Source organism: Cellulomonas sp. P22, assembly GCF_044392165.1.
On the sequence record NZ_JBISBW010000014.1, the window covers coordinates 62,643 to 78,164 of the forward strand.

Consider the following 15,522-nt stretch of genomic DNA (forward strand, 5'->3'; position numbering starts at 1 on the left):
GTGGAGCCTCGGCCGCCCCGTCCGAGGCGACTGACGCCGACGTTAGGAGGCGCACCGCCACGCGAACATGACGCGGATCAGTTACCCGCAGCACCGCACGGAATCGACGCCCGCGTCACCAGCGACGGGGCCTTGGGCAGGAGAGATACGCTCACGCCGAGCCCAGGAGACGATGTGAGCACCCCGCACACGCACCACCAGCACGACGGTTCGAGGCCACCATCGGATCGACGGCGGATCCCGCTACGGACGCCCTGCGCCGAACCCCACCAGTGCCCGGCACCGGTCCGGATGCGCGTGCTGAGCCACGTCCCGCTGTTCTCCGGCCTCTCGGTCCCGCAGCTCGAGGCCATCGACGCCCGGATGGTCTCGTTCGCCTGGGCGGCCGGGAGCCGTGTGTTCACCGCCGGCGCCCCCGCAGACCACCTCTACGTCCTGGCCTCCGGCCGGGTGAAGGTCTCCCGGCCGACCGGCGGCGGGCGCGAGATCGTCGTCGACCTCCTCACCCCGGGCGATCTCTTCGGGACCCTGACCACCCTCGGGGATCCGACCTACCCGGAGTCGGCGGAGGCCCTCACGACCACCTGCGCCCTGCGGATCGACCCCGCCGCGTTCCGGGCCGTGCTCACCGAGCACCCGCCGGTCGCCCTGCGCGTCCTCGACGACGTCGCGGCTCGCCTCGCCCAGGCCCGCTCCGACCTGGGCCACCACTCCACGGACACCGTGGCCCAGCGCGTCGCCGCGACCCTGCTCCGACTGGCCGACAAGCTCGGCCAGGAACGCGCCGACGACGGCGGCACCCTGCTCCAGATCCCGCTCTCCCGCACAGACCTCGCCGGGATGACCGGCTCGACGCCCGAGTCCGTGTCCCGGGTGATGAGCCAGCTGCGCAAGGACCAGGTCATCGACTCGGGACGCCGCTGGACCGCTGTCCTCGACCGGCAGCGCCTGGCCGACGTCGCTGCGGGCCCCTCGGACTGAACGCAGCGCGGAACACGCGCCTACCGCGCCCTGGTGGGCTCCGTGGCTGGCTCCACGCCGGTCACCGTCGTCAGCAGGAAGACCGAGTCCTCCTCCGCCAGCACCGCGTGCCGGAGGTGCGTGAGCAGCGCAATCTCGCCTGCGACCAACGCATCGACCTCGACGCCGGTGACTTTCACGCGACCCACGAGGACCTGCAGGCTGGCCGCGCTGGGCGAGTTGTGCTCGGCGAGCTCGGTGCCGGCCGCGAGTGCGATGACGGTCTGTCGCAGCGGGCCGTCGTGCAGCAGGAGCTCGGCGCTGCGGCCGTGGTCAGACGCGCGGGCGGCGTCGAGGTGCGACTGGGCGAGAAGGCTCAGGTTGGCCACGTTTCCTCCAGGGATCGCGCCGAGCGTACGGGGCTCGGCGCGAGGCCGACGTGGAGCTCGGCGTGTCGGGCGCGGCGCGCGCTCACACCTCGAACACGTACCCCATGCCCGGCTGGGTCAGCAGGTGGCGCGGGTTGGACGGGTCGACCTCGAGCTTGCGGCGGAGCTGCGCGGTGTAGACGCGCAGGTACCCGGTTTCGGACGTGTAGGCCGGGCCCCAGACCTCGCGCAGCAGCTGCTCGCGGGACACGAGGCGGCCGCGGTTGCGCACGAGCACCTCGACGATCGCCCACTCGGTGGGGCTGAGCCGCACCTCGGTGCCTGCACGCAGCACGCGCCGTCGGGCCAGGTCGATCTCGAGGTCGCCCGCGACGACGACAGCCTCGGTGGCGTCGCCGGGTGCGGCGCGGCGCACCGCGGCCCGCAGCCGGGCGAGCAGCTCGTTCATGGCGAACGGCTTGGTGACGTAGTCGTCGGCGCCGGCGTCGAGGGCATCGACCTTGTCCTCGCCGTGCTGCCGGGCCGAGAGCACCACGATCGGCACCCGGCTCCAGCCGCGGATGCCCGCGATGACGTCGAGCCCGGGGATGTCGGGCAGCCCGAGGTCGAGCAGCACCACGTCGGGATGCCAGGACGCCGCGAGGTCGAGGGCCTGTGCGCCGTCGGCGCCGGTCGCGACCTCCCAGCCGTGCGCACGCAGGTTGATGGCGAGCGCGCGCACCAGGCCCGGCTCGTCGTCCACCACGAGCACCCTCGACCCGCTCATGAGCCCTCCTCGGCACGCGGCACCGTCAGCACCATGGTCAGGCCACCGCCCGGGGTGTCCTCGGCCGTGAGCTCGGCGCCCACCGCCTCGGCCAGGCCCTGCGCGACGGCCAGCCCCAGACCCAGCCCGCCCGGCGAGCTGTCTCCCAGCCGCTGGAACGGTTCGAACATCTGGTCCTTGAGCTCGTCCGAGAGCCCGGCCCCGGTGTCGATCACCCGCAGCTCGACCGTGCGGCGCGTCGCCGAGCCGGCCAGCCGCACCCGGGTGCCGGGCGGCGCGTGCCGGGCCGCGTTGCCCACGACGTTCGCGACGACCCGTTCGAGCAGGCCCGGGTCGGTGCTCACGAGCGGCAGGTCCTCGGGCACGTCGAGCTCGACGTGCCCCGGGTCGAGACCTTCGAGCGCGAGCGGCACCACCTCGTCGAGGCTCGTGGGGCGCAGCGCGGGTCGCACGCTGCCCGTCTGCAGCCGCGACAGGTCGAGCAGGTTGTCGATGAGCCGTTCGAGCCGGGCCGTCGAGGTGCCCAGGGCCCCCACCAGCGCGGCCGTGTCCTCCGCGTCGAGCCGCACGTCGGGCGACGTGAGGCCGTCGACGGCGGTGCGGATCGTCGCGAGGGGGGTGCGCAGGTCGTGCGACACCGCACCCAGCAGGGCCGAGCGGGCGGCGTCGGCCTGCTGCAGCGCGTGCACCCGGTCGGCCTCCTGGCGCAGGCGCCGGTGCTCGAGCACGGCGCCTGCCTGCGAGGCGAACGCGTCGAGCACGCGCCGGTCGCTCGCGGGCAGCACCCGGCCCCGTAGCGCGAGCACGCGCGTGTCGTCGATCGCGACCACGGTCTGCGCGTCGTCGGGCGCCAGGGCCGGGGCCGGACCGTCGGTCGCGAGCGCCCGCCACTCCTTGCGGCCCCGCTCACCGCCGGGCACCCGCTCGAGCAGGGCCACGGACTCGAGCAGGAAGGTCTCCCGCAGCCGCTCGACGAGCGCCTGGGCCGAGTCCTGCCCCGAGAGCACCGACCGGGACACCGCCGCGAGCGCCGACGCCTCCGCGCGGGCCCGGAACGCCTGCCCGGTGCGCCGTGCCGCGAGGTCGACGACCGAGGCGACGGCCGCCGCGACGAGCACGAAGACGACGAGCGCGAGCGCGTTCTCGGGCGACGAGACCGTGAACCGGCCGGTGGGCGGGGTGAAGTAGAAGTTGAGCGCGAAGAACCCGATCAGGGCGCTCGACACCGCGGGCCACAGACCGCCGACGAGCGCGACCGCGACCGTCAGGGCGAGGAACAGCACGAGCTCGGTCGACAGGTCGACGCCACCACCGACCGTGTGGAGCAGCAGGGTCAGGGCGACGGGTCCGAGCGCGGCGAGCACCCAGCCGCCGATCGTGCGCCGCCGCGACAGCAGCGCGCTGCGGTGCTCGGGGCCCCGCCCGGCACGGGCCTTCTCGTGGGTCATGAGGTGCACGTCGATGTTCTCGGCGAGGCGGGCGATCTCGACGCCGTTGCTCTCCGAGAGCGCCTCACGCCAGCGGCTGCGGCGCGAGACCCCGACCACGATCATCGTGGCGTTGACGCCGCGCGCGAAGTCGACCACGGCCGTGGCCACGTCCTCGCCGACCACGGTGTGGAACGCGCCGCCGAGCTGTTCGACGAGCTCGCGCTGGGCCGCGATCGCGCCGGGTGCTGCACCGGGCAGGCCGTCGGTGGGCAGCACGTGCACAGCGAGCAGCTCGGAGCCCGCCGAGCGTTGCGTGATGCGGGCTCCGCGGCGGATGAGCGTCTCCCCCTCGGGCCCCCCCGTGACCGCCACGACGACCCGTTCACGCGCCGGCCACGGCTCCTCGATGCTGTGGTCGCGGCGGTAGGTGGTGAGCGCGTCGTCGACCCGGTCGGCGAGCCAGAGCAGCGCGACCTCGCGCAGCGCGGTGAGGTTGCCGACCCGGAAGTAGGACGACAGCGATGCGTCGATCTGCTCGGCCCGGTACACGTTGCCGTGCGCGAGCCGGCGGCGCAGCGCCTGCGGCGAGAGGTCCACGAGCTGCACCTGGTCGGCGTCGCGCACCACGTGATCGGGCACGGTCTCGCGCTGCCGGACCCCGGTGATGGCCTCGACCACGTCGTTGAGCGACTCGAGGTGCTGCACGTTCACGGTGGTGACCACGTCGATCCCCGCGTCGAGCAGGTCGTGCACGTCCTGCCAGCGCTTGGCGTGCTCGACGCCGGGCACGTTGGTGTGCGCGAGCTCGTCGACGAGCACGACCTGCGGCGCGCGCTTCAGCACGGCGTCCACGTCGAGCTCGCCGAACTCCTGGTCGCGGTAGGTGACGGTCTGCCGCGGCACGACCTCGAGCCCGTCGAGCAGCGCGGCCGTGGCCGCCCGCCCATGCGTCTCGACGAGCCCGACCACCACGTCCGTGCCGCGCGACGCACGCCGGTGCGCCTCGTCGAGCATCGCGTACGTCTTGCCGACGCCCGGGGCCGCACCGAGGTAGACAGTCAGACGTCCACCACGGCCGGGGTTGCCCGCGTGCGCGGCAGGACCGGCCGACGACGCGAGGTCGCCTGCCGGTCCTGCCGCGCCGGGCGCGAAAGTGCTCACGACCCCATTGTGGTCAGCGCGACGTTCAGCTCGAGCACGTCGACCCGCGGCTCGCCGAGAACACCCAGGTCACGGCCCTGCGTGGTGCGGTCCACGAGCGCGGCGACCTCCGCGGCGGACAGCCCGCGGGCCTGCGCGACGCGCTCGACCTGCTGGCGGGCGTAGGCCGGCGAGATGTCGGGGTCGAGCCCCGAGCCCGAGGCGGTGAGCGCGTCCGGCGGCACCGACGCGGGGTCGACGCCGTCCTGCGCGGCCACCTCGGCACGGCGCTCGCTCACCGTGGCGAGCAGGCCCGGGTCGGTGGGCCCGAGGTTCGAGCCGCCCGAGGCGAGGGTGTCGTACCCGCCGGCCGACGGGCGCGGGTGGAACCACTCGTCCCCCTCGAACGTCTGGCCGATCAGCAGCGAGCCGATCGCCTGGTCGGGTTCGTTCACGTGGGTCCCCTCGGCGTCCACGAGCGACCCGTTGGCCTGCCAGGGGAACGCGAGCTGGGCGACCCCCGTCACGGCGAGCGGGTAGGCGAAGCCGAGCACGAGCGTGAGCAGGAGCAGGACGCGCAGCCCGGCCCAGGTCTGCCGGGTCAGGGCCACGAGCGTGGCCCCGGCCGAGCGGGGGGTGTGGGGGCGGGGGTGCGGTGCGACGGGGGTCGCGGTGCGGGGCGTGGTCATGTCAGCTGATCCCGGGGATGAGGGAGACGATCAGGTCGATGAGCTTGATGCCGACGAACGGGGCGATCAGGCCGCCGACGCCGTAGACGAGCAGGTTGCGGCGCAGCATCACGGCCGCGCTCGCCGGCCGGTACCGCACGCCGCGCAGCGCGAGCGGGATGAGCGCGACGATCACGAGCGCGTTGAAGATGACGGCCGAGAGGATCGCCGACTCGGGGCTCGACAGGTGCATCACGTTGAGCACCTCGAGCTGCGGGAAGACCACCAAGAACATCGCGGGCAGGATCGCGAAGTACTTCGCGACGTCGTTGGCGATCGAGAACGTGGTCAGCGCGCCCCGGGTGATGAGCAGCTGCTTGCCGATCTGCACGATCTCGATGAGCTTGGTCGGGTTGGAGTCGAGGTCGACCATGTTCCCGGCTTCCTTCGCCGCGCTCGTGCCGGTGTTCATCGCGACCCCGACATCGGCCTGCGCGAGCGCGGGGGCGTCGTTCGTGCCGTCCCCCGCCATCGCCACCAGGCGGCCACCGGCCTGCTCGCGGCGGATGAGCGCGAGCTTGTCCTCGGGGGTGGCCTCGGCGAGCACGTCGTCGACGCCGGCCTCGAGCGCGATCGCGCGGGCCGTCACGGCGTTGTCGCCCGTGACCATCACGGTGCGGATGCCCATCGCGCGCAGCTCGTCGAACCGCTCGCGCAGGCCGTGCTTGACCACGTCCTTGAGGTGGATGACCCCGAGCACGCGGGCCGGTCCGTCACCGATCTGCTCGGCCACCACGAGCGGCGTGCCGCCCGAGGAGCTGATCGCGTCGACGAGCTGCGCGGTCTGCGCGCCCGTGCCGCCGCCGGTCGAGCGCACCCAGCCGCTCACGGCTCCGGCGGCGCCCTTGCGGATGCGACGCACTCCGTCCGGACCCGGCAGGTCGAGCCCGCTCATCCGGGTGCGGGCCGTGAACGGCACGAGCTCGGCGCCCACGAGCTCGCCGTCCTCCCGTGCCCGCATGCCCAGCTGGTCCTTGACGAGCACCAGGACGCTGCGGCCCTCGGGCGTCTCGTCGGCCATCGAGGACAGCTGCGCGGCGTCGGCCAGCTCGGCCAGGTCGACGCCGTCGACGGGCACCAGCTCGGAGGCCTGGCGGTTGCCGAGCGTGATGGTGCCCGTCTTGTCGAGCAGCAGCACGTCCACGTCACCCGCGGCCTCGACCGCGCGGCCCGACATCGCGAGCACGTTGCGCTGCACGAGCCGGTCCATGCCGGCGATGCCGATGGCCGAGAGCAGCGCGCCGATCGTGGTCGGGATCAGGCAGACGAGCAGCGCCACCAGCACGATGAGCGACTGCCGGGCCCCCGAGTACACGGCGAACGGCTGGAGCGTGGCCACGGCCAGCACGAAGATGATGGTCAGGGACGTGAGCAGCACGTTGAGGGCGACCTCGTTGGGGGTGCGCTGACGCTCGCTGCCCTCGACGAGCGCGATCATCCGGTCCACGAACGTGTGCCCGGCGGGCGCGGTGATCCGCACGACGATGCGGTCGGAGAGCACCACGGTGCCACCCGTGACGGCCGACCGGTCACCGCCCGACTCGCGGATCACCGGGGCCGACTCGCCCGTGATCGCCGACTCGTCGACGCTCGCGATGCCCTCGACCACGTCGCCGTCGCCCGGGATGGTCTCCCCCGCGACGACCACGACCACGTCCCCGACGGCCAGCGTCGAGGACGCCACCGGGGCGGTGGGCAGGTCGGACAGCACCCGGCCACCCACCGCGTCCTGCGGCGAGATCACCCGTCGGGCCGTGGTCTGCGCCTGGGTCGCCCGCAGGCTCGCCGCCTGCGCCTTGCCGCGGCTCTCCGCGACGGCCTCGGCCAGGGTCGCGAACACGACCGTGAACCACAGCCACAACGTCACCGAGACCGCGAACAGGGTCGGGTCGAGCACAGTGAGCACGGTCGACGCGACCGCCCCGATCTCGACGACGAACAGCACCGGCGAGTGGTACAGCTCGCGGGGGTCGAGCTTGCGCAGCGCCGAGGGCAGCGCCTCGAGCAGCTGGCGACCGCTCAGCGCGCGCCGGGTGCCTGCCGGGCGAGGCGCGCCGAGGGGCTTCATGGGTTCAGGGTCGACCGACGGGCCCACGGGGTCCACCAGGGTCGGGTGCATGACTGTGTCCTTCATGAGAGGGACTCGGCGATCGGGCCGAGGGCGAGGACGGGGATGAAGGTCAGGCCGACGACGACGAGCGTCACCGCGACCAGGAGACCGACGAACAGCGGCCGGTGCGTCGGGAGCGTGCCCGAGCCGGCGGGAACGGTCTGCTGGCCCGCGAACCGGCCGGCGAGGGCCAGCACGAGAGCGATCGGCACGAAGCGACCGAGGAGCATCGCCAGGCCGAGCAGCGTGTTGTAGAAGGGCGTCGAGACGGTCAGGCCCGCGAACGCGCTGCCGTTGTTGTTCCCGGCCGACGTGAACGCGTACAGCACCTCGGAGAGCCCGTGCGAACCCGCCTCCTGCATCCCGGCCTGCCCCGCGGTCGTCGCGATGGCCACCGCCGTGCCGAGCAGCACGATCGCAGGGACGGCGAGCACGTAGAGCGCGACGAGGGTGATCTCCTGGCGGCCGATCTTCTTGCCCAGGTACTCGGGAGTGCGCCCGACCATGAGCCCCGCGACGAAGACAGCGACGATCGCGAGCACGAGCATCCCGTAGAGCCCGGAGCCGACGCCGCCCGGGGCGACCTCGCCGAGCATCATGTTGAAGATCGTGACGCCGCCGCCCGGCGCGGTCAGCGAGTCGTGCATCGCGTTGACGGCGCCGGTGGACGTCCCGGTCGTGGCCGCGGCGAACAGCGCGCTGCCCGCGGCACCGAAGCGGGTCTCCTTGCCCTCCGACGCGGCACCCACGAGCTGCGGCACGGCGCCCGGCGCGGCCATCTCGGCCCACGTCAGCAGCCCCACGGCGGCGACCCACAGCGTGGCCATCGCCCCGAGGATCGCGTGGCCCTGGCGCTTGTCGCCGACCATGATCCCGAAGGTGCGCGGCAGCGCGGAAGGGATCAGCAGGATCAGGAAGATCTGGAACAGGTTGCTGATCGGGGTCGGGTTCTCGAACGGGTGGGCGGAGTTCGCGTTGAAGAACCCGCCGCCGTTGGTGCCCAGGAGCTTGATGGACTCCTGCGAGGCCACCGGCCCCCCGAGCACGCTCTGCGTGCCGCCCGCGAGCGTGGTGACCTCGGTCGGGCCCGCCAGGTTCTGGATCACGCCCGTCACGACGAGCAGCACCGCCCCGATCACGGCGATCGGCAGCAGGATGCGCACGGTCGAGCGCATCAGGTCGGACCAGAAGTTGCCGACGCGACCATCGGCGCCCGAGCGAGCGAACCCGCGGATCAGGGCGACGACCACGGCGATGCCCACCGCGGCCGAGACGAAGTTCTGCACCACGAGGCCCGCCATCTGCAGCAGGTGCCCCGCGGCCTGCTCACCCGAGTACCACTGCCAGTTCGTGTTCGTCACGAACGAGACGGCGGTGTTCCAGGCCCCGGCGGGGTCCATGGGCGACATCCCGAGCGACAGCGGCAGGTGGTTCTGCAGCCGCGCGAGGCCGAACAGGAGCAGCACCGACGCGAGCGAGAAGCCGAGCAGCGAGAGCAGGTACGTGCTCCATCGCTGGTCGGCGTCGGGGTCGACCCGCGCGAGGCGGTACCCGGCCCGCTCGACCCGCAGGTGCCGGGGGGAGGTGAAGACGCGCGCCATGTACGCACCGAGCGGCACGTGCACGGCGGCGAGCAGCGCCACCAGCAGCGCGATCTGGCCGAGGGCGGCCCACGTCGCGCTCATCGGGTCGTGTCCGGGCGGACCAGGGCGACGAACAGGTAGACGAGCAGGGCGGCCGTGACCACGAGGGCGACCCAGTCGGCCCCGGTCACGGGTGGTCCAGCGTGCGTGCGACAAGCGCGACGGCGGCGAAGAACGCCACCGTGAGCGCGAGGAAGGCCAGATCGGCCATGACGGAGCACCTTCGGGAGTCGGGCGGTCCGCGTGACGCGACGGACCGGTGCGCACCTGCGCACAGGACCGTCCTATGCCCGGGTGAGGCCCCCGCAGCCCGACGTTGACGACTCCTTAGCGGTCTCCCCCACCGCCTTGACGCAACCCTGACGGGAAGCTGCTCAGTCGTCCCGGGTGGATGCCGGCGAACCGGCCACCGGCTCGCTGCTCGCCCCGGACAGCCGACGCGCCTCGCTCGCGGCCGACGTCCGCACCCGGCCGAGCATCCGGCGGAACTGCTCGGAGTCCTGCTCGTCGAGGCCGAGGGCCGCTGTCACGACCTGGGCGAAACCCGCGGCCTCGTGCTGGAGCGCGCGGCCCGCGTCGGTCAGCGTCACGTCGACCGAACGCTCGTCCTCGGGCCGGCGGCGACGCTCGACCAGGCCCCGGGCCTCGAGCCGCTTGAGCAGCGGCGACACCGTGCCGTAGTCGAGCTGGAGCGCCTCGATGACCTCGCGGACCGTCGCGCTCTCGCGCTGCCACAGCACCACCAGCACGAGGTACTGGGGATAGGTGAGCCCGAGCGGGTCGAGCAGGTGCCGGTACACCCCGGTGATGGCCCGGGATGCGGCGTAGAGGTCGAAGCAGAGGAACCGCGCGAGGGCGTCGGCGTCCGGGGTGGGAGGGCTGTCGACCGTCTCGTTCATGCCTCCGAGTCTACGCCTTGCAGGCCGATGCCACGATGACATCGTGCACGATGTCATCGCCCGGGGTTGACGTTCCCACTTACATCGTGCACGATGTAGTTGTTCGCAAGGAAAACGTCGGTGCATCCGCCCCGGCCCCTCTCGAAGGAGAACGTCCATGGCACACCTCACCGTCGGCACCGAGAACTCCACCGCCATCGAGCTCTACTACGAGGACCACGGGACCGGGCAGCCGGTCGTCCTGATCCACGGCTACCCGCTCGACGGCGCCTCGTGGGAGAAGCAGACCACCGCGCTCCTGGACGCCGGCCACCGCGTCATCACGTACGACCGTCGCGGGTTCGGCCGCTCGAGCAAGGTCCGGACCGGCTACGACTACGACACGTTCGCGGCCGACCTGAACACCCTCCTGGAGGCGCTCGACCTGCACGACGCGGTCCTCGTCGGCTTCTCGATGGGATCGGGCGAGGTCGCCCGCTACCTCGGCACCTACGGCTCGGAGCGCATCGCCAAGGCCGCGTTCCTGGCCTCGCTCCAGCCGTACCTGCTGCAGGCCGACGACAACCCCACCGGCGTCCCGCAGGAGGTCTTCGACGGCATCAGCGCCGCCGCGACGGCCGACCGGTACGCCTGGTTCGAGAACTTCTTCGCCGACTTCTTCAACACCGACGAGACGCTCGGCAACCGGCTCAGCGAGGCCGCGCTGCGCGCCGCCTGGACCACGGCCATCGGCTCCGAGCCCTCCGCCGCGTACGCGGTGGTCCCGACGTGGCTCACCGACTTCCGCGCCGACGTCGACGCCATCGACGTGCCCGCGCTCATCCTGCACGGCACCGCCGACCGGATCCTGCCGATCGACGCCACCGCGCGACCGTTCCACGCCCGGGTGCCGCAGGCCGAGTACGTCGAGATCGAGGGCGCACCGCACGGCCTGCTGCTCACGCACGCCGACGAGGTCAACGAGGCGCTCCTGAGCTTCCTCAAGGCCTGACGACAGCCGCACAGCGTGGGGTCGGGACACGGTCCCGGCCCCACGCTGCGCGTGCCGTCAGCTGATGCCGCAGCTCGACGAGCCCGACGCGCCGACCCCGCCCGCGGCGTCGAGCAGCGCGTGCTCGGTCGGCGCCCCGCGCGGCACCCGGATCTCGATCGCCGCCTCCCCGCACCGGATCGTGACGACCCGCACGTCGGCCTCCCGGGCGTCGTCGCCCGCAGCGATCGACTCGATCTGCCCGAGGGGCACCACTGTCGTCGCGAGCGAGTGCTCGGGATGGCTCGTGCGAGCCACGGCGTGACGGCGGTGCACCACGAGCAGCTCGCGCTCGGTGGCGCACACGGCCGCGGCGTGCAGCACCATCGGGCGGACCAGTCGCACCAGGCGGGCCGGTGCGCTCAGCGGCGCGACCGGCACGCGCCCGTGGGTCGCCAGCAGACGGGTGCCGTACTCGGACTCGAGCAACGTCAGCACGGCGCCGACCAGCGCGATGTCGGCCTCGCCGAGGTCACGCAGCCCGGGGGTCGCCAGGCCGTCGGGGACGTCGGCCCATCTGACGGCGTCGGGACGGGCAGCGAGGTGCCGCGCGCGCACGAGCTGGACGAGATCCTCGACGGTCTCGCGCGAGGACCCGTTGTAGGCGACGCGCAGCGGCACCGGGCTGGTCGCGTCGTGGAGCGTGAGCCACCCCTCGAGCAGGTCGGTGCCGTGCTCGATCGCGCACACGTCACGGTGGGCCACGACACGGCGGGTCGTGCCGCCCGGGGTCCTGCTGAGCACCGTCAGGTCGTCCGGGGTGACCACGAGGAGGTGGTCGTACAGGTCCATGCCGGGGACCACGTCGCGACGGTCGATCACGCGCGGGACCTTGAGCACCCGGAGCGCGCTGGTGAGGTCGACCGGGTGGCCACGGAAGAGGGCGGGCACCTCGTCAGGCGTGGTCACCTCACTGATCCACGGGCCAAAAGCGTCGATCTCGGCAGTGCGCACGATGGGTCCTCCGATGACGTCCCGGGCGGGCGACGGTGCCCGCGGCCAAGCCTGCGGGTCAGCGACTCCGTCGCGGGAGGACGTTGGTCCGGCGAAGGCGGTCGTGACACCGGATCCGCACCCTACCCAAAGCGTCCTCACAGGGGCTCCACAGAGGCCCGTCGCTCAATGGAGCATCGCCGAAAGAGACCCTCGGAGGGCCCCACATGTCGCAGTACGTCCTGTACGCGGTCGACCTGATCGCCATCAGCATCCTCGCCTTCGGGCTGTACTTCCCGCGCCACCGCCGCCGTGACCTCGTGGTCGCCTACCTGGGCGTCAACGTGGGTGTCCTGGCGGTCGCCGGGGCGCTGGCCCAGAGCGCGGTGGGTGCGGGGCTCGGGCTCGGCCTGTTCGGCGTGCTGTCGATCATCCGGCTCCGATCGACAGAGCTGAGCCAGCACGAGGTCGCGTACTACTTCTCGGCGCTCGCGCTCGGTCTCATCGGAGGGCTCTCGGGCGCCTCGATCCCGCTGGGGGTCGCGCTCACGGCGCTCATCGTGCTCGTGATCGCCGTGGCCGACAGCCCCCGGGTGCTGCGCCGCTACCGCCACCAGCTCGTGGTGCTCGACGCGGCGTTCACCGACGAGGCCGCGCTGGTCGCGCACCTCGAGCAGCTGCTGGGCGCCCGCGTGCACGGCGTGAGCGTGCAGCGCGTCGACCTCGTCAACGACACCACGACCGTCGACGTGCGGTTCGAGCTGCCCGCCGGGCAGGCCACCACACCGGCCCTCGTCGGCACCCCCGGCTGGGGCGAGGTGGCCCGATGACCACCGTCGCGAGCGCCACCCTCGACCTGCTGCGCCCGGTGGGCCTCGCCGAGCTCGACACCCTCGCGTCGCTGCAGACCCGGGTCGACCGTAAGTACGTGGTGCCGCTCGACGCGCTCGAGCGGCTGCTGCCGGGCCTCGAGCCGGGTGCCCGCGTGCTCGAGATCGGCGGCGAGCGGGACTTCGCGTACGAGTCGGTGTACTTCGACACCCCGGAGCTCACGAGTTACCTCGGCGCGGCGCGGCGCCGGCGGCGCCGGTTCAAGGTCCGCACCCGCACGTACGTCGACTCGGCGCAGTGCTGGGTCGAGGTCAAGACGCGCGGCCCGCGGGGCACGACGGTCAAGAACCGGCACCCGCACGAGCCGCGTGACCGCGACCGGCTCACGGCCGACTCCCGCCAGTTCACCGAGGACGTGCTCGACGACGCCGAGGTGGCGTACCCGAGCGAGTCCGACCTCGCCCCCACGCTCGTCAGCCGCTACCGCCGCACCACGATCCACCTGCCGTGCACGAACAGCCGCACCACGATCGACACCGACCTGGTGTGGACCGACGTCGCGACGGGCGACGAGCTCCCGCTGAGCGGGTTCGCGGTGATCGAGACCAAGACGGGCTCGACCCCGTCCTCGACCGACCGCCTGCTGTGGAGCCACGGGTTCCGCCCGGTGCGGATCTCGAAGTACGGCACCGGGATGGCAGCCCTGCACCCCGAGCTGCCGTCGACGCCCTGGCGCCGGGTCCTCGACCGGTACGTCGCCCCCGCCGCCTGATCCCCGACCCCCTGGAGCACATGATGCGACGCTCGACCCTGACCTACCTGGCACCCGCTGCGGTCCTCGCCGCCGTCCTCGCGGGCTGCTCGTCCGCCGACGACTCGGGCACGTCCACGACCGGCGAGGGCACGTCCAGCGCCGTCGCCGCGGCCGACGCCGACATCACCGTCGAGGAGGCCCTCGCCGCCAACACCCAGCCCCACGCGACCGAGGCCGGGTGGGACGAGTCCGACGAGGTCGCGATCACCCTCACGGGATCCGGCGCGAGCCTCGACGGCGACGGGGTGGAGGTCGACGGGTCGACGGTGACGATCACCGCCCCCGGCACCTACCGCGTGACGGGCACGCTCGGCGACGGCCAGGTCGTGGTCGACAGCGCGGCCGACGGCGTGGTGCGCGTCGTGCTCGACGGCGCGGACATCTCGTCGTCGACCACCTCGCCCCTGCAGATCATGGACGCCGACGAGGCCGTGGTGGTGCTCGCCGACGGGTCCACGAACCACCTGTCCGACGCGGCGACGTACGTCTACCCGGACGCCGAGACCGACGAGCCCAACGCGGCCCTGTACAGCACGGCCGACCTGACGATCACGGGCACCGGTTCGCTCGACGTCGAGGGCAACGCGAACGACGGCATCACCGGCAAGGACGGCCTGGTCATCGACTCCGGGACGATCACAGTCACGGCCGTCGACGACGGCATCCGCGGCAAGGACTACCTCGTCGTGACGGGCGGGACGATCGACGTCGACGCGGGCGGCGACGCCCTGAAGTCCGACAACGCCGACGACGCGGCGCTCGGCTACGTCTACCTCGCCGACGGCGACGTCGACGTGACCTCGGGCGACGACGGCGTGGCCGCCGCGACCGACGTGCTCGTCGCCGACGGCACCCTCACAGTCGTCGCGGGTGGCGGCAGCACCGCGACCCTCGCCGCCGACGCGTCCCCCAAGGGGCTCGTGGGTGACGTGAGCGTGGTGATCGGCGGCGGCCAGGTGATGGTCGACTCCCCCGACGACACTGTGCACTCGAACGGGGTCGTCTCGGTGCACGGCGGTGACCTGACGCTCGCCGCGGGCGACGACGGCATCCACGCCGACAACGCCCTGCAGATCAGCGACGGCACGGTCGAGGTGACCCGCTCGTACGAAGGGCTCGAGGCCGCTGCGATCACGCTCGCCGGCGGTGACGTCTCCGTCGTGGCGAGCGACGACGGCATCAACGCCGCCGAGTCGACCGACGACGCGGCCGAGGACCAGGGGGGCGACGGCCCGGCGCCGGGTGGCGACCCGGGCCAGGGTGGCGGCGAGGTCGGCACCGCCACCCTGACCATCACGGGCGGCACGATCGTGGTCGACGCGGACGGCGACGGCCTCGACGTGAACGGCTCGCTCACGATGAGCGGCGGCACGGTGGTGGTCAGCGGCCCCACCAACAACGGCAACGCGTCCCTCGACTACGACGGGACGTTCGACATCTCGGGCGGCGAGCTCGTCGCCGTCGGGGCCTCGGGCATGGCGCAGACGCCCTCCGCGTCGTCCTCGCAGTCCTTCGTCGGGCTCACGTTCAACCAGACGCAGCCCGCCGGGACTGTCGTGCACGTGCTGGACGCCGACGGCGACGCGATCGCGACGTTCGAGTCGACCAAGGCGTTCTCCTCGGTCGTCTACTCCTCGGCCGACGTCGTCGCGGGCGACACCTACCGGGCGGCCGTCGGCGGCTCGGTCACCGAGCCGGGCACGGGCCCGCTCGCGGCGTCGGGCGACCCGAGCGGCGCCACCGTCGCGGCCACCGGGACCGCCGGCGAGGTCACGCCGGGCATGGGCGGTGGCGGCCCGATGGGCGGCGGCGGACGTCCCGGTCGCTGAGCCACCGCCGTCCTGGGGCG

At 73.0% G+C, this 15,522-nt stretch carries 14 protein-coding genes; 5 read left to right on the forward strand and 9 right to left on the reverse strand.

All coding sequences use genetic code 11. The features are described 5' to 3' along the window. Positions 1-291: 291 nt before the first annotated feature. Complete coding sequence (locus tag ACGIF2_RS14800) at positions 292-981, forward strand: Crp/Fnr family transcriptional regulator (RefSeq protein ID WP_396047623.1); 690 nt, start codon at positions 292-294, stop codon at positions 979-981. Between the two features lie 20 nt (positions 982-1,001). Here ACGIF2_RS14800 and ACGIF2_RS14805 read toward each other — a convergent pair whose 3' ends face one another. The 8 genes from ACGIF2_RS14805 to ACGIF2_RS14840 form a co-directional block, all read right to left on the reverse strand. Further along, entirely contained in the window at positions 1,002-1,349 is a 348-nt protein-coding gene (locus tag ACGIF2_RS14805; RefSeq protein WP_396047621.1) for a cupin, read from the reverse strand. 82 nt (positions 1,350-1,431) lie between these two features. Further along, positions 1,432-2,115: a response regulator gene (locus ACGIF2_RS14810; RefSeq protein ID WP_396047619.1), complete on the reverse strand. Its 684-nt coding sequence runs from the start codon at positions 2,113-2,115 to the stop codon at positions 1,432-1,434. After that, on the reverse strand, positions 2,112-4,607 hold the full coding sequence (locus tag ACGIF2_RS14815; RefSeq protein ID WP_396047753.1) for a DUF4118 domain-containing protein: 2,496 nt from the start codon (positions 4,605-4,607) through the stop codon (positions 2,112-2,114). The genes ACGIF2_RS14810 and ACGIF2_RS14815 overlap by 4 nt, the downstream gene beginning before the upstream one ends. Before the next feature lie 95 nt (positions 4,608-4,702). Then, the gene (gene kdpC, locus ACGIF2_RS14820; protein ID WP_396047617.1) at positions 4,703-5,374 is read right to left on the reverse strand and encodes a potassium-transporting ATPase subunit KdpC; all 672 of its coding nucleotides are present in this window, start codon (positions 5,372-5,374) and stop codon (positions 4,703-4,705) included. A 1-nt stretch (position 5,375) separates the two neighbouring features. Then, entirely contained in the window at positions 5,376-7,481 is a 2,106-nt protein-coding gene (gene kdpB, locus ACGIF2_RS14825; RefSeq protein WP_396047751.1) for a potassium-transporting ATPase subunit KdpB, read from the reverse strand. A gap of 62 nt (positions 7,482-7,543) precedes the next feature. Further along, on the reverse strand, positions 7,544-9,208 hold the full coding sequence (gene kdpA / locus ACGIF2_RS14830; protein ID WP_396047615.1) for a potassium-transporting ATPase subunit KdpA: 1,665 nt from the start codon (positions 9,206-9,208) through the stop codon (positions 7,544-7,546). After that, positions 9,205-9,297: a K(+)-transporting ATPase subunit F gene (kdpF, locus tag ACGIF2_RS14835; RefSeq protein ID WP_396047613.1), complete on the reverse strand. Its 93-nt coding sequence runs from the start codon at positions 9,295-9,297 to the stop codon at positions 9,205-9,207. The genes kdpA and kdpF overlap by 4 nt, the downstream gene beginning before the upstream one ends. A gap of 243 nt (positions 9,298-9,540) precedes the next feature. Beyond that, the gene (locus ACGIF2_RS14840; RefSeq protein WP_396047610.1) at positions 9,541-10,065 is read right to left on the reverse strand and encodes a MarR family winged helix-turn-helix transcriptional regulator; all 525 of its coding nucleotides are present in this window, start codon (positions 10,063-10,065) and stop codon (positions 9,541-9,543) included. Between the two features lie 157 nt (positions 10,066-10,222). On the opposite strand from ACGIF2_RS14840, the gene ACGIF2_RS14845 reads away from it, so the two are divergent. Further along, a complete protein-coding gene (locus tag ACGIF2_RS14845; RefSeq protein ID WP_396047608.1) occupies positions 10,223-11,056 on the forward strand; it encodes an alpha/beta fold hydrolase in 834 nt (277 codons plus the stop codon). Positions 11,057-11,113: 57 nt separating this feature from the next. Here the strand turns inward: ACGIF2_RS14845 and ACGIF2_RS14850 are convergent, their stop codons facing one another. Next, positions 11,114-12,004, reverse strand: coding sequence for a hypothetical protein (locus tag ACGIF2_RS14850; RefSeq protein ID WP_396047606.1), 891 nt, complete (start codon positions 12,002-12,004; stop codon positions 11,114-11,116). 251 nt (positions 12,005-12,255) lie between these two features. Here ACGIF2_RS14850 and ACGIF2_RS14855 point away from each other — a divergent pair, with 251 nt between their 5' ends. From ACGIF2_RS14855 to ACGIF2_RS14865, 3 genes are read left to right on the forward strand one after another with little or no spacing between them, the layout of a single operon-like run. After that, positions 12,256-12,858: a DUF4956 domain-containing protein gene (locus ACGIF2_RS14855; protein ID WP_396047604.1), complete on the forward strand. Its 603-nt coding sequence runs from the start codon at positions 12,256-12,258 to the stop codon at positions 12,856-12,858. Next, complete coding sequence (locus ACGIF2_RS14860) at positions 12,855-13,631, forward strand: polyphosphate polymerase domain-containing protein (RefSeq protein WP_396047602.1); 777 nt, start codon at positions 12,855-12,857, stop codon at positions 13,629-13,631. The genes ACGIF2_RS14855 and ACGIF2_RS14860 overlap by 4 nt, the downstream gene beginning before the upstream one ends. 23 nt (positions 13,632-13,654) lie before the next feature. After that, positions 13,655-15,502: a carbohydrate-binding domain-containing protein gene (locus ACGIF2_RS14865; RefSeq protein ID WP_396047599.1), complete on the forward strand. Its 1,848-nt coding sequence runs from the start codon at positions 13,655-13,657 to the stop codon at positions 15,500-15,502. The last annotated feature ends 20 nt before the right edge of the window (positions 15,503-15,522 follow it).